Source organism: Streptomyces sp. NPDC057307 (genome assembly GCF_042667665.1).
In the GTDB taxonomy this organism is placed as follows: domain Bacteria; phylum Actinomycetota; class Actinomycetes; order Streptomycetales; family Streptomycetaceae; genus Streptomyces.
In genome coordinates this window covers 1-18,394 of sequence record NZ_JBHUZM010000062.1, presented here as the reverse complement: position 1 = coordinate 18,394, position 18,394 = coordinate 1, and the positions used below count along the sequence as shown (strand labels likewise).

Genomic DNA, 18,394 nt, shown 5'->3' with positions numbered 1-18,394 from the left:
GTAGCCCGGTGCCGGCGGGTCAGGACAGCGGGAGCGGCGTCCCAGGAGTTCCGGGAGTTCCGGGAGTGATGAGGCCGCTCTCGTAGGCGATGGCGACGAGGTGCGCGCGGCTGGTGGCGCCGAGTTTGCGCAGGATCCGGTTGACGTGGGTCTTCACGGTGAGCGGGCTCAGTCCGAGCAGTTGGGCGAGCGCGTCGTTGTCGCGCTGACTCGCGACGAGGGCGAGGACCTGGCGTTCCCGGTCGGAGAGGTGTTCCAGCGCCGAAGGCGGCGCGACGGCGCGGGTGTTGTGGGCTGCCAGAAGTGCGTCGAGTGAGGAGATGACCAGTCCTCCCCCGCTCACCAGGTCGAGGGCCGCCACGAAGTGCGGTACGTCGATGTCCCGGCCGAGGATGCCCGTGACTCCGGCGCGTACGAAGAAGGCGATGTCCGGGGGCGGGACGGAACCGATGACGGCGAGCCTCGTGCCGGCGGCAGCCTGACGCAGTGTCAACCGAGTCGCGGCCGTGGGGCTGTTGGGCAGTGCCCCGGCGTCGATGAGGAGGAGATCCGGCCGGACGGCGGGCAGTTGGGCCAGGGCGTCGGGGAGGGTGGCGGTCTGGCCCTGAAGGGTGAGGACGGCGGACGCCCCGATGATGTGGGCGTAGGCGTCGCGCACGAGGGTGGGGCCGCCCGTGAGGAGTACGCGGTGCATCTCTCGTCCTTCCGGTCGGGTGCCGGCTCCGGCGGGCCCGCGGCGCGGCGCACGTGTCCGACCTCGCACACACCGCGGACACCACCGGGTGAAGGGGCCTCGGCCACGTCCGTCCCAACGGCCGTACGCGCCCGAGGCGTTCACACCGTTCAGGCCTGTACCGCCGACTTCTCGGGCTCGGCGCTCGTGTGCGTCTTCTCCAGGCCGCCCGTGACGGTGCGCACGGCCGGGATGACCGCGGCGATCGCGGCGGAGATCAGCGCGATACCGCAGCCGATGATCAGGCCGGTGCGGAAACCGCTCTCGGAGGTGATGCTGAAGCCACCGATGTCGGTCGTCATCTGGGAGAGGACCAGGCCGACCACCGCGGCGCCGATCGACGTACCGAGGGAGCGCATGAGCGCGTTGAAGCTGTTGGCGGCGGCGGTCTCGGAGAGCGGGACGGAACTCATGATGAGCGCGGGCATCGAGCCGTACGCGAGGCCCACACCACTGTTGATCACCATGATGGCCAGCATGATTCCCCAGGCGGATCCCATCAGCGCGAGCGACAGCCCGTAGCCCGCCGCGATGACCAGGACTCCGCCGAGGAGTGTGAGCTTCGGGCCGTACGCGTTGGTCAGCTTGCCGCCGAGCGGGGAGACGATCATCATCATGATCCCGCCGGGGGCCATCCACAGGCCGGCCGCGAGCATCGACTGTCCCAGGCCGTAGCCGGTGGCCTCCGGGTACTGGAGCAACTGCGGTATCACCAGCATGCTGGCGTACATCGCGAATCCGACGAAGATCGACGCGATGTTCGTCAGCAGGACGCGAGGACGGGCCGTGGTACGGAGGTCGACCAGCGGGTCCTTCGTACGGAGTTCCCAGGCGCCCCAGCCCACCAGGAACACGACGGCGGCGACGAACAGACCGAGCGTGGTGCCCGAACCCCAGCCCCAGTCCGCGCCCTTGGAGATCGCGAGCAGCAGACTGACCAGACCGGCCCCGAGGCCGATCGCGCCGGCCCAGTCGAACCGCTGTCCCTTGGCACCGGCCGGCACGGTCGGGATCAGGAACCAGATCAGCACCGCGATGACCGTGGCGAGTACGGCGGAACCCCAGAAGAGGACGCGCCAGTTCGCGTACTGGGCGACCGCCGCCGCGATCGGCAGGCCGAGGCCGCCGCCGATGCCCATGGAGGCGCTCACCAGCGCGATGGACGAGCTGAGCTTCTCGGTGGGAACGACGTCACGCAGCAGGGCGATGCCCAGCGGGACCATGCCCATACCCATGCCCTGGAGGCCGCGTCCGATGATCATCGGGAGGACCGAGGACGAGAGGGCGCACACCACGGAGCCCACGATCAGCGGCACCGAACAGACGAGAAGCATCCGGCGCTTCCCGAGCAGGTCGCCCAGGCGGCCGACGACCGGCACACAGACGGCCGCCACCAGGAGGGTCGTCGTGATCACCCAAGTGGCGTTCGACGCCGAGGTGTTGAGGATCTTGGGCAGATCGGCGAGCAGTGGGGTGACCAGCGTCTGCATGATCGCGGCCGTCGTGCCGGCGAGCGCCAGCGTCGCGACCACACCGCCCGAGCGGGAGGTGGGCTGTGGGGCGTCCATGAAAGGGGACTCCTAGGGCTGTCCAACACGAAACGAACTTGTGCATCATACATATCGTATGTATCGAGCACCTTACATGCAGGATGCATACACGTGAGAGAATGAAGTCCGGGCCGTTCCGACGTGGTGCGAGAATGGCCCGGCGCGAGAGAGCAGGAGGCGACACAGGCATGGTCGGGGCCACGCACGAGATCGAGTACGAGCAGATGCTGCTCAGCCGCCACACGTTCTTGAATCAGAAAGGCGGACGCCGGAAGGACGGCGTACTGGAGCGCAGCGCCTACATCCTGCTCAGCCGTATCCGCCTGCAGGGACCGATGTCGATCGGCGAACTGAGCGACGCCTTCGGGCTCGACGCCTCCACCCTCAACCGGCAGACGGCCGCGGCCATGCGCGCGGGGCTCGTGAAGCGCATCCCGGATCCCGAGGGCGGCATGGCGCGCAAGTTCCGCATCACGGACGAGGGCGCACGCGTGCTCGACGAGGAGCGGGAAGGCATCGTCCAGTCCCTGGACCGGGTCATGTCCGAGTGGTCGGAAGAGGACATCGCCGCGTTCGCCGCATATCTGAAGCGCTTCAACACCGACATCGAACGGCTCGCCGGCAGGCCGTGGCCGCGTCTCTAGCGCTGCGAGCGGGAGGGGTCACCGGGGCCGTCGTCCGGTGGCCGGCGGTTGGCGGTTGGCGGTTGGCGCCATCCGCGGGTTCATCCGTATGGAGTAGCCGGACCCAGGGGCTGCGCACACCGGTCGGCGGGCAGCACGACGGTACGGGGCCGCGTTCGGCCCGGCGGCGCCCGCGGAGCCACCGCCGTCCGTTGAGGTGCGCGTCGCGCGTCATGGTCGCCAGTGTGGAAGGGAGTACGCGGACATACGGGTACGCGGACATACGGGCACAACGACAGGCGCACCGACACCGCCGGCAAGGAGACCAGCCATGGCCACCTGGACCAAGGACGAGCTGAGCAAGATCGAGCACGCCGCCGAGTTGGAGATCGCCCCACTGGGCACCGACGACACGCCGCGCGAGCCGACGACCATCTGGGTGGTCCGCGAGGGCGACGACCTGCACGTACGGGCCTTTCACGGCCCTACCGGCGCCTGGTACCGGCACGCCACGAAGCGGCACGCGGGCCACATCAGCTCCGGCGGCGTGGACAAGGACGTCACCTTCGTCGAGGAGAACGACCCCGTCCTCAACGACCGGGTCGACGCCGCCTACCGCAGCAAGTACGGCAGCTACGGCGAGACCTACGTCGGCCCCATGGTCGCCGACGACGCCCGGGCCGCCACCCTCAAGCTCGTGCCCCGTTGAGCCGAAGCGACGTGGCGACGTGGCGACGTGGCGACGAAGCCGAACTCGTAGCCGAAGCCAGACCGAATCCGTAGCCGTAGCCGTAGCCGTAGCGAAGGACTTCCCATGACCACCATCGCCATCGTCGGAGCAGGCACAGGTCTGGGCAGCGCCGTGGCGCGCCGCTTCGGACGCGAAGGCTTCGACGTCGCCCTCCTGTCCCGCACCAAGAAACACGTCGACGCCCTCGCCACCGACCTCGGTAGTGCGGGCGTGAACGCGCGCGGATTCGCCGCCGACGTGACCGACCCGGCCGCTCTCGCCGCCGCCCTGGAGGCGGCCGCCTCCGACCTCGGCCCGGTCGAGGTCCTGCAGTACAGCCCCATTCCCCACAGGGACTTCATGAAGCCGGTCCTGGAGACCTCTCCGGCCGACATCGAGGGTCCGCTGGCGTTCTCCGTCGTCGGACCGATGACAGCCGTCCGCCAGGTTCTGCCCGGCATGCGCTCCCTGGGGCGCGGCACCCTGCTGTTCATCAACGGCGGCACCGCCGTCCAGCCGCACCCCGAGCGTGCCGGCACCTCGATCGCCTTCGCCGCGGAGAGCGCCTACGCGCACATGCTGCACGACGCCCTCGCCGGTGAACGGATCCACGCGGCGCAGCTCATCATTCCCGGCGCGATCACCCCCGGCCATCCCCGCAAGGACCCGGCCGTGCTCGCCGACGCGCTCTGGGGGATGCATCAGGACCGGACGGAGTTCCGGCGGTACGCCGAACCGCTGGACGCCTGATCCGGTCACCCGTCCCCCGGCGGCGGCCGGCGGCCCCGACCCCGGACCGGTCCCGAACCCGGCCCGGATCAGGCGGTCAGCACGCCCAGCCCCCGCTTGACCTGGCGCGTCAGATCGTCGGCCAGGATCTCCGGGGTGCCCTTCTCCAGCCCGTCCAGGGCCTGTGCGGCGACGGACGCCGGGTCGGTCTTCTGCTCCGGGTCGACGTACTCGGCCATGTCGGTGTCCATGTAGCCCACGTGCAGGGCGGAGACCTGGATGCCGCGCGGTGCCAGCTCCTCGCGGATCGAGTCCGTCAGGGACCAGGCGGCGGCCTTGCCCGCGCTGTAGGCGCCGTATCCGGCCGGGTGGATCCACGACAGCACGGAGAGGACGTTCAGGATCGAGCCGCCGCCGTTGCCCTCGATGACGGGCGCGAAAGCTCGGGTCACCTGAAGCGTCCCGAAGAAGTGGGTCTCCAACTCCAGGCGGATCCGGTCGAGTCCGCCGGACACGAGCGGCGTGTGGGTGGAGATGCCCGCGTTGTTGATCAGGAGCGTGGCGTCGGGCGCGGCGGCCGCGGCGGCACGGACGGAGTCCGGATCGGTGATGTCGAGGCGCAGCGGTACGGCGCCGGGCAGATCGACCGTCTCGGGGCGGCGGGCGCCCGCGTACACCTTGGCGCCGCGCTCCAGCAGCTGTTCGGCGATACGGCGGCCGAGCCCTCGGTTGGCGCCGGTGACGACCGCTACGGCGTTGTTCAGTTCCATGGTCCTGATCCCTTCATCGGGGGCGTACGGCCTCTTCAGGCCGCCGCCACGACATTTAGATTACACTCAACATCTAAATGCGGAAGGGTTGAGGCGTAAGATAGATGTCGTCGAACATATATTCAGGGAGGTGGCCGATGGGCCGCGTATCGAAGGAACAGGCGCAGGAGAACCGCCGTCGGATCGTCGACACCGCCTCCCGTCTCTTCCGCGAGCAGGGCACCGCCGGTGTCAGCGTCGCCGACCTGATGAAGGCGGCCGGGCTCACCCACGGCGGCTTCTACAAGCACTTCGACTCCAAGGAAGCCCTCGTGGACGAGGCCACCGCCTGCGCGTTCGACGGCGTCGAGGATCCGCTCGTCGCCCGGCCGGGGGCCGACGAAGGTGATCCGGAGGCCGCGCGGCGCGCGTTCGTCGACGACTACCTCTCCCCCAGGCACCGCGACGACATGGCCGGTGGCTGCCCCACGGCGGGTCTGGCCGTCGACATGGCGCGCGGCGCCGCGGGCAGTGCGGCGCGGCACACGTACGCCGAAGGGGTACGGGAGTTCGCGGAGCGGATGGCCGGCGACGACGATGACGGGCTCGCCCGTCTCAGCACGATGGTGGGAGCGCTGATCCTGGCCCGCGCGGTCAACGGCGACCCGCTCTCCGACGCGCTCCTCGCGGCGGCGAAGGCGGAGGTGTCGGCGTAACGGCGCCTCGGCCCCCCGACCCCGGCCCCCTGGCCCGATCCGCTTCGAACGAGGCCGGGCTCGGGGCCGAGGGCCGGGGCCGGGGGTCGGCGTCAGGTGCGCGGGCCAAGCAGTCGGATCGCGTCGGCGGCCACCGTTCCGTCGGCGTCGTTGCTCAGCTCGACCGACGTGGTGAGACCGGCCCGCAGCCGGTAGGTGCCGAGCGTGACCCACGAGCCGCCGCGCGGCTCCGTGGCCCCCGCCACCCGTTGGTCGATCCGCACGGTGTCGGTGCCCGCCGCGTGGGCCACGGTGTACGGGGCGTTGCCCGCACGGTCGGCGCCCGGCGGGTAGGACGTCTGGATCTCGTACGTGCCGTCCCGAGGCACCGCCGGACGCCAGCGCACCAACCGCTCGCCTGAACCGGCAGGCGCCGTACGGTAGTTGCCCGCCCAGTGGCCGGGGTCAGCCGTGGCCGTCGGCCAGTTGCCGGTGACCACGGCGAAGCCCAGCCGGTCGTTGTCCACGACCACCTCCTCGCGTACGTCGGCGGAGCCCGGCGCCTCGATCAGACTGAGCGAGTCGAGACCGAGCGACGTCCCGCCGCCCCTGCCGGTGCCCGTCACCGCGCACCGCAGGGTGTGCCGGCCGGCGCGCAGCCGGGTGGTGCCGATACGGGCGAGGTCGTAGCCGTCCGCCGACTGCGTCGTGGTGTCGATCGCGCAGACGGGCAGCTTGGTGCCGGTCAGGGTGACCGTGGCCAGCGCGCCGTCCGCCGAGCGGTGGTGGCGCAGCAGCAGCTCGTACTCGCCGGTGCGTGGCACCCGGAAGGTGAACTCGGCCGAGCCGCCCACCTGTTCAGGGGTGAGGACAACCCGCTCACCACGGCGCGCGAGCGGATCGGCGCGGGTGGCCAGGACGCCGCCCGTCACCCTGCGGTCCGCGTCGGCCAGGGCGACCACCGTCTCCCGGTGGCGAGGGCCGCGACGCAGGCTGTCGCGGCCCCGGGTCAGCCAGTCGAGCGAGAAGCGGCAGACGTTCACGCGGCGCGGGGCGCTCGCGAGGTCACCGTCGCAGCCGTAGAGAAGCACGATGGTGCCGTCGGAGAGCCGGGCGAGATCCGAGTAGAAGGAGCGGCGTTCGTTGATGACCCGCCGGTATCGGTACGAGGTGCCCTCGTCGTAACTGACCGACACCGTCATGTTGTATCTGACCGGCGAGTCGGGGCGGCTGAACAGCATCCGGTCGGTGTCGCGGCTGCCGGGTCCGCCGGTGTAGCGGAGCAGGCCGGCGTCCACCGCGTTGAAGGAGCCGGTGCCGCCGTCGAACGCGGGCCGGGACCACGTCAGTCCGTCGTCCGAGCTGACGGAGACGATGCGCTGTCCTTCGCCGCCCGCCGCGGCACGGCCGTTCACGAGCACGGTGCCGTCCGACCGCTGCACCATCCGTGCTTCGTTCATGGGGTACTTGACCTGTACGGGTACTTCGCCGGTCGCCTGCCAGGTGGCGCCGTTGTCGTCGCTGTAGATGGGCGCGACACCGTAGTACCGCTCGGCCACGGTGTTGCCGACGCTCACCCCACGGTGCGAGCAATTCAGCAGCAGGCGGCCGGACTTGAGCTGGATCCCATGGCCGGGGCCGGGGCCGTGCAGCGCCCAGTTGTAGGGGAACCCGTCGAACAGGCCCGCCAGGTTCCGCACTTCGCCCCAGGTACGGCCGCTGTCCCGGCTGGAGATCACGTACAGGTCGCCGGTGTCTCCGGAACAGGACGTGTTCTGCGGCAGTCGGAGGGACAGCATGAAGAAGAGGAAGACCTCGCGCGTCTCCCGGTCCACGACCAGCGCCGGGTTGCCCCAGGACTCCCCGCCGACGGAAGTCACCAGGGGGCGGCTCGCCTCCCAGGTCTCGCCGCCGTCGGCGCTGCGGCGCAGCAGCAGATCGCGCGGCCCGGCGTCGCACACCTCGTGGCGGCCTTCGGTCACGGCCAGGATGGTGTCGTCGGGCAGCACGGCGAGGGCGTGGACGTGGTAGTTCACCAGCGGGCCCTCGACGGAGTCCCACAGGGTCCGCTCGTCGAAGAAGGAGCCACGCCGACCGGGTGTGGACCGTCGGTCGGCCGCGTGTGCCGTGGATCCCGGCCCCCCGGGGCCGAACACGGCGGTCGCCGAGACACCGGCGACGCCCAGGGCGAAGGATCTGCGGTTCATGTCGGTGCGCTTCGGTCCGGTTTCGGGCATGGTGAGCCACCCCTTTCGGGCGGTACGGAGGGGAGTGGGCGGGCGCGGGGGGTGCGGTCCGGATCGGCGGCGTGCCGAGTCGGCGCGTGCCGGATCAGGCGCGGTTGGATCCGGTACGTACCGGATCAGGCGCTATGAGATGTGCGTCGAGGGGACCCTCACCGAACGGCAGGTCGCACAGCCCCGCGGGCTCCCCCGGGTGGGCGAACCGCCGGCCGTCGGGACGCGCGTCGGCCGGTTCACCGAACGCGAGATACGCCAACAGACCTCCCCAGGCCATCAGCCCGTCCGAACGTTTCTGAAGACCCGTCAGATTCTCCCCGTCGGCGGCCGGATAGTTCTCCCTGACGTGGCCGTGCTCCCGCCATTCGTCGAGAAACAGCCGCAACAGTGCGTCGCCGCGAAGCCGGGGCCGTACCGGGCGACGCTCGGCAGTGGCCGTACACCGCCGAGCGCTTCCGGGCTTCCGCAGATCGGCGGCCACGGCCGGAGCCCGCGCGGGCTCCGGCAACCCGCCGAGCAGCGCGTACACCCCGAGGTCGGCGAGATCCATGGTGTGGGTCGGCGAACCGTCCGGGCCGGACTCCCGTTTGGCCCGGTCCGGGGTCGCCGACGCGGGGTCGCCCGCGATCGGGTCGGAACCCCGGGCGACAGCCCGCCCGCCAAGTACGCCTGATACGCCGTCAGCGCACCGACGGGCGGTTGCGAACGGTCGTCGGTGCGGCCCCCGTCGTCCGAGATCCGGTTCGGGATCATCCCGGCCCCGTCGACGTACGGGAGGATCTGCCCGAACACGCCGCGTGCGGAGTCCCGGTCGAGGTCGGGCGCGTGGACGGTGTTTGAGGTGACGGCCCCGGCCCCGCGATCGGCGCGCACACCCTCCCCGAATCGCTGGTCGCCATGATGGGCGCGGTCCGCGCCCGCTGGTCCGACGGCGTCGTCCGGCCGCTCGCCCTGGAGCGCCGGCGCGGGCGGCGGGAGTCTCGGAGAGCACGTTGTGCCGTATCTGGCGGCGACAGCTCGGCGTCAGCCCGGTGGAAGGGCTCGAACGGCTCCGTCTGGCGAGGGCCGAGCCGCTGCTGTGGCTGAGCAATCTGCCGCGCCAGGCCATAGCCGTGCAGTGCGGCTTCGCCGACGCGTACCACTTCTCGCGCCGCTTCCGCGCCGTCCACGGCGTCTCCCCGAGCGCCTTCCGCACGGCCCCACCGGAGTCGGCCCCACCGTCACCGGTCGCGAACGGCGCGCTGTCCGCGCTCCAGGCGCTGGTGTCACCGTCCCGCTCGGGCCGGTGAGCGGGTGACCGGCCGCTCGCCATTACCCCCGGGGTAATCGACCACCCTTCGCTCCCCTGCCAGGATCTAGCACATCGACGGGAACCCCCCGCCGGGATCCGGCCGCAGCCGCGAGGAGCGCACCATGTCCGTCAAGTCCCCTTCCATCACGGCGAGTTCGACCACGGAAGCCACACGGGCCGTCGTGCAGCAGTTCCTCACCGCGCGGGTGGCCGGGGACACCGACCGGCTGATCGAGATCTTCGCCGACGAGGTCGACTGGCAGCTCGCCGAGAACCCCACCGTGCCGTGGATCCGCCCGAGGTCCACCGGCGCCGAATGTGCCGCCCAGTTCACGGAGTTGATGGAGTACACCGTGCCCGAGGACGCGCGCGCCTCCGTCGACGCCTTCCTGGTCGACGGCACCGACGCCGTCCTGACGGGGCAGCTGTCGGGGACCGTACGCGCCACAGGGAAGTCCTTCGAGGGCCCGTTCGCGCTGCGTCTCACGGTCGAGGACGGCCGGATCACCCGCCACCACCTGTACGAGAACAGCCTGTCGATCGCCGCGGCCTGCGCCGGCTGAGTCCACGCCCGGTGAGTCCAAGACATCACCGCATCGGAGCGCCCGAGATCAGAGTCGGCGACGGAGACATGGATGCTGGGCCGCTGCACCACAGCCCGGCCGGAGCCGGACCGCCGGGATTCGAACCCGGGTCCCCTTTTTTGCAGAAAGAAGTATCCGTCGCCTGCGCACCGGGCGCCCCGATGCTGGTGCCCCCGAGATCAGAACGGTGTGCGGCGTGATTCACCATAAGAAGTAGCCGCGGCCTACGCACCGGGGGTGTCGCGTGTGAAGTTGGGAGTCCGGGCCGTTCAGGCCGTCCGGTCAATGTGCGTCCTGTCGGCCGGACTTGGACGACAGTAGCCGACACCCGCAGGTCCCTTCATCTGGATTTGTCATCGGGCATCTGTCATCGATCGGCGGGACTCGGCCCGGTCCGGTGGGCGCCGGGGCTGATCAGGCCCGTCTCGTAGGCGACGACCACCGCCTGGGCGCGATCACGGAGGGTGAGTTTGGCGAGGATCCGGGAGACGTGGGTCTTGACGGTCGCCTCGGACAGGTGGAGGCGGGCGGCGAGTTCGGCGTTGCTCAGGCCCCCGGCCAGCAGGCGCAGGACTTCGAGTTCGCGTGGAGTCAGGGCTGCCAGGTCGCGGTGGAGCGTGACCGTGTCGGCGTCGCGGCGGGCGAAGCGTTCGACGAGGCGGCGGGTGATCGTCGGCGCCAGCAGCGCGTCGCCGGTGCGGACCGTGTGGACGGCGGCGACGAGGTGTTCGGGGGTGACGTCCTTGAGCAGGAAGCCGCTGGCCCCGGCGGAGAGCGCCGCGTAGACGTAGTGGTCGAGATCGAACGTCGTCAGCATGACCACGCGCGGTTGCACGGCCCCGGCCGCCCCTGTCGCGTCGAGAATGCGCCGGGCGGCCTCCAGGCCGTCCAGCTCCGGCATCCGGATGTCCATCAGGACCACGTCGGGCCGGGTACGCCGTACCGCTTCCACGGCTTCCAGGCCGTTGACCGCCTCCGCGACCACGTCGATGCCGTCGGCCTTCAGGATCATCCTGAAGCCGGTACGGACCAGCGCCTGGTCGTCGGCGACCACGACGCGCGGCGACTCGTTCATGGTGTCTCCACGGGGATCAGTGCCTGCACGCGGTAACCGCCGAGGGGACGCGGTCCTGTTCGGAGGGTGCCGCCGTAGACGGCCAGTCGTTCACGCAGGCCGATCAGACCACGGCCGTCCCCCGCCGACGCCGCCGGTCCCGGTGTCCCGCCGGTGTCGGTGACCTCCACGCGGAGGTGGTCGGCGCCGTAGGCGACGGTCACGGCCGCGCTCGCGCCGACCGCGTGCTTCACCATGTTGGTCAGCGCCTCCTGCACCACGCGGTACGCGGTGAGTTCGACACCGGCCGGCAGGGGGCGCGGCTGTCCGGTGACGGTGACCGTGACCGGTACGCCGGTGTCCCGTACCCGTCCGGTCAGGGCCGCCAGTTGGTCCAGGCCCGGCAGCGGCGCCAGATCCGCCGGGCGGCCGGCGCCCGTCGGGTCTGGGGCGTCGTCCGTGTCCATCGTCAACAGCCCCATGACATGGCGTAGTTCGCTCATCGCCGCCCGGCCGCCCGCCTCGACGGCGAGCAGCGCCTCGCGGGCCTCTTCGGGAGCCGTCGCCATGACTTTGCGGGCGGCGCCGGTCTGGATGACCATCACGCTGACGTGGTGGGTCACCACGTCGTGCAACTCCCGTGCGATCCTGCCCCGTTCGTGCTCGACGGCCCTGCGCAGCGCCGCCGCCTGCTCCCGTTCCAGCCGCGACAGCCGGGTACGGCCTTCGTCGGCCCGGAGTTTCCACGTACGGAGTCCGATGGCCGCGACGACGAGCGGGACCGAGATCAGCAGCGGAACGTACTGGTCGGGCACGGTGGGTGCCGTTCCGTCGCGCACCCTGCTGACGAGGAGCACCGCGAGGGGCAGGCTCGCCAGCGTCGGGACCCGGTGGCGGCTGTAGGCGGCCGCGCTGTAGGCGGCGATGACGCAGGCGTAGAAGGTGAGGCGCGCGGCGTACGGCGGTGTCAGTGCCGTCGCGCCCATCACGATCCACAGCACGGTGAGCGGGTGCCGACGGCGGAGTACCAGGGGCGCCGAGGCGAGGACCGTCAGGCTCAGCAGGAGGATCAAGTCGCCCGATCCGGTGGGCTGTCCGAGCGGGGAAGGGACGGTGAAACGGGTCGCCTCTCCTCTCAGATTGTCCGAGACGTAGTGGGTCATGGCGATGCCGACGACCGCCGTCAGCCCGAGGTCGAAGAGCCGGTTGCGTCGGGTGAGGCACGGCACGGGGCCGGTCGGGCGTATCAGGTCTCTGGCCGCGTCCCGGAGCTGTTCCACCGCCGCTGCGTTCGTCACCCGCTCATTCTCGTCGGCCGCCGGTACGGATCGCGTCAGCCCGAACGGCCGCATCGGGCAGCGCCGTACATCTGTCGACTACCTCGCAGGGATGACACCCGCCGCCATCGTCCCTGTGCGGTACGGGAGTTACCTCCGGCGGCCGTCGTGCCGGGCCGGGCCCGCTCCTAGCGTCGATCGCGGCAGCTGTGACGAGGGACGACCGAGGGAGACGAGCCATGACGACCGCACCGGTGATCGAGCTACGCGAGGTGAGTCGCGCCTACGACGACGGGCCGCCGGCACTGGTCGACGCGTCGATGACCGTCCGGGCCGGTGACTCCGTCGCCGTACTCGGGCCGTCCGGCAGTGGGAAGTCGACCCTGCTCAATCTGATCGCGGGGCTGGACCGGCCCGACACCGGAACGGTCACCGTGGACGGCGTGCGCGTCGACGAGTTGGGCGAGTCCGGTTCGGCGCGCTACCGGCGGGCGAAGATCGGCATGGTCTTCCAGTTCTTCAACCTGCTGGACGATCTGAGCGTCGAGGACAATGTCGTGCTGCCCGCGCGGTTGGCCGGCCTGGGGCGCCGGGCCGCGCACCGGCGCGCGGCCGACCTGCTGGAGTCGCTCGGCATCGGCCGGCACGCCGGCGCGTTTCCGGGCCGGCTGTCCGGCGGTGAGCGCCAACGTGTCGCGGTGGCAAGGGCGTTGATGAACCGGCCGCCGCTGCTGCTGGCCGACGAACCGACCGGTGCGCTGGACTCGGCCGCCGGGGAGGATGTCAGTCGGCTGCTGAGGGAACTCAACGCCGACGGTCAGACCGTCGTCGTGGTCACCCACGACCTCGCCCTCGCGCGGTCCTGCACCACCCGTACGATTCGGCTGGCCGACGGCCGGATCACCGCCGACGTCGCTTCCGATGCCGCCGCCGAGCTCGCCTCAGATGTCACTACCGACGTCACTACCGACGTCACTGCCGCCGACGTCACTGCCGACATCGCGGCGGAGGCGGCCCGATGAGCGCCCTGGGCCGGGTCGTACGCTCGGGTGTGGGACGCCGCCGTGTGCAGACGCTCGTGATCGGGCTGGCCACGCTGATGGCGGTGACCGCGTCCGTACTCGGCGGCTCCCTGCTCGTGGCGTCGAGCGCCCCCTTCGACGACGCCTTCGCCGAACAGCGCGGCGCGCATCTCAACGCGCAGTTCGACGCGGACAGGACGACGGGCGCGCGGCTGTCGGCGACCGGCGAGGGGGCGGGCGTCAGCGCGGCGGCCGGGCCGTTCGCGACCGCGTCGGTCACCCCGCGGATCGGCGACGGCATGCGGCTGCCGCCGTTGACGGTCGTCGGCCGGGACTCTCCCGATGGCCCCGTCGACGACATCACTGTGACCACGGGGTCCTGGGCCACCGCGCCGGGCGAGATCGTGCTGTCCGCCGACGACGGGCGCCAGGTCCGCCTCGGTCTGGAGCTGGACTTCCCCGAGCTGCCCGGCAGTCCGACGCTGAAGGTCGTCGGCCTGGCGCGTTCGGTCAGCCGTACCGCCGACGCCTGGGTGGCGGCGTCCCAGGTCGCCGCGCTGACACCGTCCGGCACGGTCGGCGCGTACCAGATGCTCTACCGCTTCGACGCGGCGGCGACCGCCGCCGACATGCGGGAGGCCCGCGCCGAGGTGACGGCGTCGGTGCCCGCCGACGCGGTCACCGGTGCGCGGTCCTGGCTGACCGTCAGGAAGGTCGCGGCCCGCGAGACGGCGCTGTTCGTTCCGTTCCTCGTGGCGTTCGGCGTCCTGGGGCTGGTCATGTCGGTCCTCGTCGTCGGCAATGTGGTCGCCGGCGCGGTGGGTACGGGGCTGCGGCGGATCGGCATCCTCAAGGCGGTCGGCTTCACCCCGTCCCAGGTCGTACGCGCCCACCTGGCCCAGGCGCTGGTCCCGGCGGCGGTCGGCGTCGGGCTGGGGCTCGTCGCGGGCCACCTCCTCGCCGTGCCGGTGCTGTCCGAGACGGCGGACGCGTACGGCACGACGGGGCTGTCCGTCGCCCCGTGGATCGATGTCGCCGTGACCGCCGGTGCGTTGGGTCTGGTCGCCGTGACCGCGTGGGCGAGCGCGTGGCGGGCCGGGCGGCTGCGCACGGTCGACGCACTCGCCGTGGGACGGGTCCCGGCGGCGGGCCGGGGCCGACGGGCGGCCCGGCTGGCCGCCCGGCTCCCGCTGCCTCGGGCGATGAGCCTCGGGCTGGCCCGCCCCTTCGCCCGTCCCGCGCGGGCGGCGGCGCTGGTCGCGGCGGTTCTGTTCGGCGCCACGACGGTCACCTTCGCGGTGGGCCTCTCCTCGTCGCTCAACGAGGTGATGAGCGCCAGGAACCACAACGCCGCCGACGTCACCGTCGGTGTGTCCGGCCCGCAGCGGGGACCCGGTGGCGGGCCGGGCGGCGGGCCTGGCGACGCGCCGGGCGGCGGACCGACGGGCGCGTCGGATCCGGCGGCGATCACAGCGGCGATCGAGGCGCAGCCGGGCACCGGGAAGTACTACGGCTCCGCCACGACGGACGCGACCGTCGCCGGGATCAACGGGTCCACCACGATCACCGCGTTCAGCGGCGACGCCTCGTGGGGCGGCTACCGGATGGTCTCGGGGCGCTGGATCGACGTGGCGGGCGAGGCCGTGGTGCCGACCCAGTTCCTGGCCGCCACGGGGACGGAGGTCGGGGACGAGGTCACCCTGAGCGTCAAGGGTGCGGCGGTCGGCGTGCGGATCGTGGGAGAGGTCCTCGACACCCGGGGTGACGGCATGCTGGTCTACACGGACGCCGCGACGCTCAAGTCCGCGGCGCCGGGCCTGGCGGCCACCGGCCACCACATCGCGCTGACGTCCGGCACGGACGTGGGCGGTTACATCAAGGCGCTGAACAGCGGACTGAAGTCGTTGGGCGTCACCGCGCAGGGCCGGGAGTCCGACGACGGCGGCGACATGATCCTCATCCTCAACACGCTGACCACGATCCTGACGCTGATGCTCGTGACCGTCGCCGGGCTCGGTGTGCTGAACGGTGTCGTGCTCGACACCCACGAGCGCGTCCGTGATCTCGGTGTGCACAAGGCGCTCGGCATGACGCCCCGTCAGATCGTGGCGATGGTCCTGACGTCGGTCGTACTCTCCGGCCTGCTCGGCGGCGCCCTCGGTGTACCGGCCGGGGTGGCGCTGCACACCATGGTCATGCCGGCCATGGGGCGCAGCGCCGGTCTCCATCTGCCCGACTCCGTGATCGCCGTCCACCAGGCGCCCGAACTGCTCGTGCTCGGACTCGGCGGCGTAGTGATCGCGGTGCTGGGCGCGCTGCTGCCCGCCGGGTGGGCGGCCAGGACACGCACGGTGACTGCTCTGCGTACGGAGTAGGGAGCGGGCCGACCCGGTCCCGCGAGGTCTCGCCGGACCTCGCGGGCGGGCAGTGCCCGCCCGGCTGTTCACCGGTCGCCGGGCCGCGGCGGGCCGTCCCCGCCGTCGAGGCGGGCGACTTCGTGTACCGACTCGGCGATGGCCGCGAAGTCCTTCTTGAGGAGCGCACCGTGGTTGCTGGCGACCTTCGCGCCGATCTGGATCCTCGGATTGCGGGCGGTCACCGCGTCGAGGCTGGTGCGTATACGTTCCTGCTCGTCGCCCTTGCTGCCGAGGGACGTCCCCGAGGCGACCACGTACCGCACCGGGACGGTGATGTTGTCCAGCACCGGGCCCAGCTCGCGCTCGCGGGAGAGCTTGCCGAGTTCGATGTTGCTGTCGGCCTGCTGCTCGGCGTTCATCCGTGGGGTCAGGCCCGTCGGGCGCAGCAGCGGCATGAACCACCCCATCCGCCGGAACAGTTTCCGGATCCGCTGCTCCATGGCGTCGTCCAGCCAGTCGTAGGGGAAGGCGCCGTCGACCAGGACCGCGCCCAGGGCGCGCTCCGGATTGCGCGAGGCCCAGTGCGCCGCGACGACCGCGCCGTAGGACCAGCCCACCACCAGCGCCCGCTCCACGCCCCTGGCCGCGAGAACGGCGTCGACGTCCCGTACGGCGGCCTCGAAGGAGTAGTCCGCCGACCGCTTCGACTTCCGGCCGCGGGCCCGCTCGTCGTAGGTGATGTGCCGCCAGTCCGTGCCCAGTTCGGCGATGACCCGTCTCCAGTAACCCTGGGTCGCGAACTGGCCGTTGAGGTAGACCACCGGGATGCCGGGACCGCCGGTGTCGGTGACGGCCAGAGCCGTATCGTCCACCGGCACCATGCCGCTCCACGCGGAACCGGTCGAGGAGGCGGTCGAGAAGGCGGCCGATGAAGTGCTGTTCTGCTTCGCGGTACTCATAAGAGGTGCTCCTTCTCTAGAGGCTGCGGGCGGTGATGTCGCCGTAGGCGGTGGTGGCGTGGATGTCGAGTTCGGCGGCGCCGTCGTTCTTGAGGGCGTTGCCGACGCGGCCGTGTCCGGTGCCGGCGTTCAGCGCGGCGGAGACGCCCGCGGCGGCGCCCACCGTGATGTCACCGGACTGGGTGCTGAGCACGACCTTGCCGCGCACGGCCTCGGTGATCCGGATGTCGCCCTTCTGGGTGCTGATCTCCGCGGGGCCACCCAGCCGGCCGACCTCGACGTCGCCGTCGATCGCGGTGAGGCGGACGCTCGCGGCCTCGTCGAGCTTGATCCGGCGGTACGCGCCTTCGAAGTCGATGTCGCCGAGGCGTCCGACGCCGCGGAGTTCGGCGCCGGCGGTCTTGGCCTCGACGCGGGAGCCGGCGGGCAGTTGGACGGTGACCTCGACGGCCCCGGAAGGGCCGAGGAGCTGGCTGCCGGTCGGTGAGGCCGTGATCCGAAGGACACCGTCGGTGTAGGTGACGGTGGTCTGCTCGGCGGTCTTGGTGTCGCGGCTCTTGGCGGCGTCCGCGGGCAGGACCTCGACGGTGGTGTCGGTGCGGTCCGCGGCGATGAACTGGACGCGTCCGGCGGGGATGTCCAGGACGGTGGAGATCGGGGCCGGGGTGTCGAACTTCTGCATGGTGTTCTCCTGTGTCTGTTCGTTCTTTCTGACACCGGAAACGCTACGTTGCTTTCCAGATTCAGACAACGGATAAGTTGCATAGCAATGACATTCATGCAGCTCAGAGCAGCGAAACTGTTGCAACGGACTTGAGAGTAACGCAACGAACACGATCCCATCCATTGCAATGAATGAAGGTGAACGCTACGGTGGGGGATCAAGGACACCACGAAGGAACATCTGAGGAGACCGCGATGCCGGGAGGCAGGCTCACCCAGCAGGAACGCCAGCAGATCGCGCTGGGGCTGGCCGACAGCCTCCCCTACGCCGAGATCGCCCGACGGCTCGACCGCCCGACCTCGACGGTCACACGTGAGGTGATGCGCAACGGCGGCCCCACCGCCTACCGCGCCGATCTGGCCCACCGCGCCACCGAACGCCGCGCCCACCGGCGCGGGCCCGCCTCCTCCTCAGGGGCGGAGTCGGCCCCCCAGCCGCACGGCCGCGACGCCGAGGCCGTGGCCGAGTACGAGGAGACGTTCACCACCGTCCTCATGGGTTCGGGCCTGAGCAAGATGCCGGCCCGGGTGCTGACCTGCCTTTTCACCACCGACGCGGGCAGCCTCACCGCGTCCCAACTCGCTCAGCGCCTCCAGGTCAGCCCGGCGTCCATCTCCAAGGCGATCACTTTCCTGGAGAGCCAGAGCCTCGTCCGCCGAGAACGCGACGAACGCCGCCGCGAGCGCTACGTCGTCGACAACGAACTCTTCTACCAGGCGACGATCGCCAGCGCCCGAGCCAACGACCAACTGGTGGAGATCGCCCGCCGGGGCGCCACCATCCTCGGCACCCACACCCCCGCCGCCACCCGCCTGGAGAACATCGCCCGCTTTCTCGACTTCATCAGCGAGAGCATCACCCGCGCCGCCGAACAGGCCCGCGCGGTCCTCCACACCGGCCCCGAGGCAACCTCGAACGACACCGCCCGGCCGGGCCACGACCACTGACCGACCGAAGGACCGACGGACGGACCGACGGACCGACGGACGGACCGGCAGGCGGACAGCCGCGACGCGCTTCCCGAACGGGCCGTCGCCCGCCCGCCGCACGCCCGTCGCGCACCACGTGGCTGAACGT

18 protein-coding genes are annotated in these 18,394 nt (G+C 71.3%); 9 read left to right on the top strand and 9 right to left on the bottom strand.

Annotated features, from left to right (window positions below):
• Window positions 1-19: 19 nt before the first annotated feature.
• Together ACFUN8_RS21225 and ACFUN8_RS21220 are read right to left on the bottom strand one after the other, a co-directional pair.
• Entirely contained in the window at window positions 20-694 is a 675-nt protein-coding gene (locus tag ACFUN8_RS21225) for a DNA-binding response regulator (protein WP_383639763.1), read from the bottom strand.
• 149 nt (window positions 695-843) lie between these two features.
• Window positions 844-2,301, bottom strand: a complete 1,458-nt coding sequence (locus ACFUN8_RS21220) for an MFS transporter (protein WP_383639760.1) — start codon at window positions 2,299-2,301, stop codon at window positions 844-846.
• 170 nt (window positions 2,302-2,471) lie between these two features.
• Here ACFUN8_RS21220 and ACFUN8_RS21215 point away from each other — a divergent pair, with 170 nt between their 5' ends.
• From ACFUN8_RS21215 to ACFUN8_RS21205, 3 genes are all read left to right on the top strand, one after another.
• Window positions 2,472-2,927 (top strand): MarR family winged helix-turn-helix transcriptional regulator, encoded by a 456-nt coding sequence (locus ACFUN8_RS21215; protein WP_383639757.1) that lies wholly within the window; start codon window positions 2,472-2,474, stop codon window positions 2,925-2,927.
• A 310-nt stretch (window positions 2,928-3,237) separates the two neighbouring features.
• Window positions 3,238-3,615 (top strand): DUF2255 family protein, encoded by a 378-nt coding sequence (locus tag ACFUN8_RS21210; RefSeq protein WP_383639754.1) that lies wholly within the window; start codon window positions 3,238-3,240, stop codon window positions 3,613-3,615.
• Window positions 3,616-3,720: 105 nt separating this feature from the next.
• Entirely contained in the window at window positions 3,721-4,386 is a 666-nt protein-coding gene (locus tag ACFUN8_RS21205) for an SDR family NAD(P)-dependent oxidoreductase (protein WP_383639752.1), read from the top strand.
• Window positions 4,387-4,454: 68 nt separating this feature from the next.
• On the opposite strand, the gene ACFUN8_RS21200 is transcribed toward ACFUN8_RS21205, so the two are convergent.
• Window positions 4,455-5,135 carry an SDR family oxidoreductase gene (locus tag ACFUN8_RS21200; RefSeq protein WP_383639749.1) on the bottom strand — a complete coding sequence of 227 codons (681 nt, stop codon included), beginning with the start codon at window positions 5,133-5,135 and terminating at the stop codon, window positions 4,455-4,457.
• A 137-nt stretch (window positions 5,136-5,272) separates the two neighbouring features.
• Between ACFUN8_RS21200 and ACFUN8_RS21195 the strand changes: the two genes are divergently transcribed.
• Complete coding sequence (locus tag ACFUN8_RS21195; RefSeq protein WP_383639746.1) at window positions 5,273-5,830, top strand: TetR/AcrR family transcriptional regulator; 558 nt, start codon at window positions 5,273-5,275, stop codon at window positions 5,828-5,830.
• A 92-nt stretch (window positions 5,831-5,922) separates the two neighbouring features.
• Here ACFUN8_RS21195 and ACFUN8_RS21190 read toward each other — a convergent pair whose 3' ends face one another.
• Window positions 5,923-8,046, bottom strand: a complete 2,124-nt coding sequence (locus ACFUN8_RS21190) for an exo-alpha-sialidase (RefSeq protein WP_383639743.1) — start codon at window positions 8,044-8,046, stop codon at window positions 5,923-5,925.
• A gap of 94 nt (window positions 8,047-8,140) precedes the next feature.
• Window positions 8,141-8,599, bottom strand: coding sequence for a hypothetical protein (locus ACFUN8_RS21185; RefSeq protein ID WP_383639740.1), 459 nt, complete (start codon window positions 8,597-8,599; stop codon window positions 8,141-8,143).
• Between the two features lie 334 nt (window positions 8,600-8,933).
• Between ACFUN8_RS21185 and ACFUN8_RS21180 the strand changes: the two genes are divergently transcribed.
• Complete coding sequence (locus tag ACFUN8_RS21180) at window positions 8,934-9,338, top strand: helix-turn-helix transcriptional regulator (protein ID WP_383639834.1); 405 nt, start codon at window positions 8,934-8,936, stop codon at window positions 9,336-9,338.
• Window positions 9,339-9,462: 124 nt separating this feature from the next.
• Complete coding sequence (locus ACFUN8_RS21175) at window positions 9,463-9,903, top strand: nuclear transport factor 2 family protein (protein WP_383639737.1); 441 nt, start codon at window positions 9,463-9,465, stop codon at window positions 9,901-9,903.
• Between the two features lie 388 nt (window positions 9,904-10,291).
• Here the strand turns inward: ACFUN8_RS21175 and ACFUN8_RS21170 are convergent, their stop codons facing one another.
• Window positions 10,292-10,999 (bottom strand): response regulator, encoded by a 708-nt coding sequence (locus ACFUN8_RS21170; RefSeq protein ID WP_383639734.1) that lies wholly within the window; start codon window positions 10,997-10,999, stop codon window positions 10,292-10,294.
• Window positions 10,996-12,276, bottom strand: coding sequence for a sensor histidine kinase (locus tag ACFUN8_RS21165; protein WP_383639731.1), 1,281 nt, complete (start codon window positions 12,274-12,276; stop codon window positions 10,996-10,998). Before ACFUN8_RS21165 ends, ACFUN8_RS21170 begins: the two co-directional genes overlap by 4 nt.
• A gap of 218 nt (window positions 12,277-12,494) precedes the next feature.
• Here ACFUN8_RS21165 and ACFUN8_RS21160 point away from each other — a divergent pair, with 218 nt between their 5' ends.
• Complete coding sequence (locus ACFUN8_RS21160; RefSeq protein ID WP_383639729.1) at window positions 12,495-13,277, top strand: ABC transporter ATP-binding protein; 783 nt, start codon at window positions 12,495-12,497, stop codon at window positions 13,275-13,277.
• Window positions 13,274-15,652: an FtsX-like permease family protein gene (locus ACFUN8_RS21155; protein ID WP_383639726.1), complete on the top strand. Its 2,379-nt coding sequence runs from the start codon at window positions 13,274-13,276 to the stop codon at window positions 15,650-15,652. The genes ACFUN8_RS21160 and ACFUN8_RS21155 overlap by 4 nt, the downstream gene beginning before the upstream one ends.
• A gap of 68 nt (window positions 15,653-15,720) precedes the next feature.
• Here ACFUN8_RS21155 and ACFUN8_RS21150 read toward each other — a convergent pair whose 3' ends face one another.
• Together ACFUN8_RS21150 and ACFUN8_RS21145 are read right to left on the bottom strand one after the other, a co-directional pair.
• Window positions 15,721-16,593 carry an alpha/beta fold hydrolase gene (locus ACFUN8_RS21150; protein WP_383639723.1) on the bottom strand — a complete coding sequence of 291 codons (873 nt, stop codon included), beginning with the start codon at window positions 16,591-16,593 and terminating at the stop codon, window positions 15,721-15,723.
• A gap of 16 nt (window positions 16,594-16,609) precedes the next feature.
• A complete protein-coding gene (locus ACFUN8_RS21145; protein ID WP_383639720.1) occupies window positions 16,610-17,275 on the bottom strand; it encodes a DUF4097 family beta strand repeat-containing protein in 666 nt (221 codons plus the stop codon).
• A gap of 236 nt (window positions 17,276-17,511) precedes the next feature.
• Between ACFUN8_RS21145 and ACFUN8_RS21140 the strand changes: the two genes are divergently transcribed.
• Complete coding sequence (locus tag ACFUN8_RS21140; RefSeq protein WP_383639717.1) at window positions 17,512-18,264, top strand: helix-turn-helix domain-containing protein; 753 nt, start codon at window positions 17,512-17,514, stop codon at window positions 18,262-18,264.
• Window positions 18,265-18,394 lie beyond the last annotated feature (130 nt).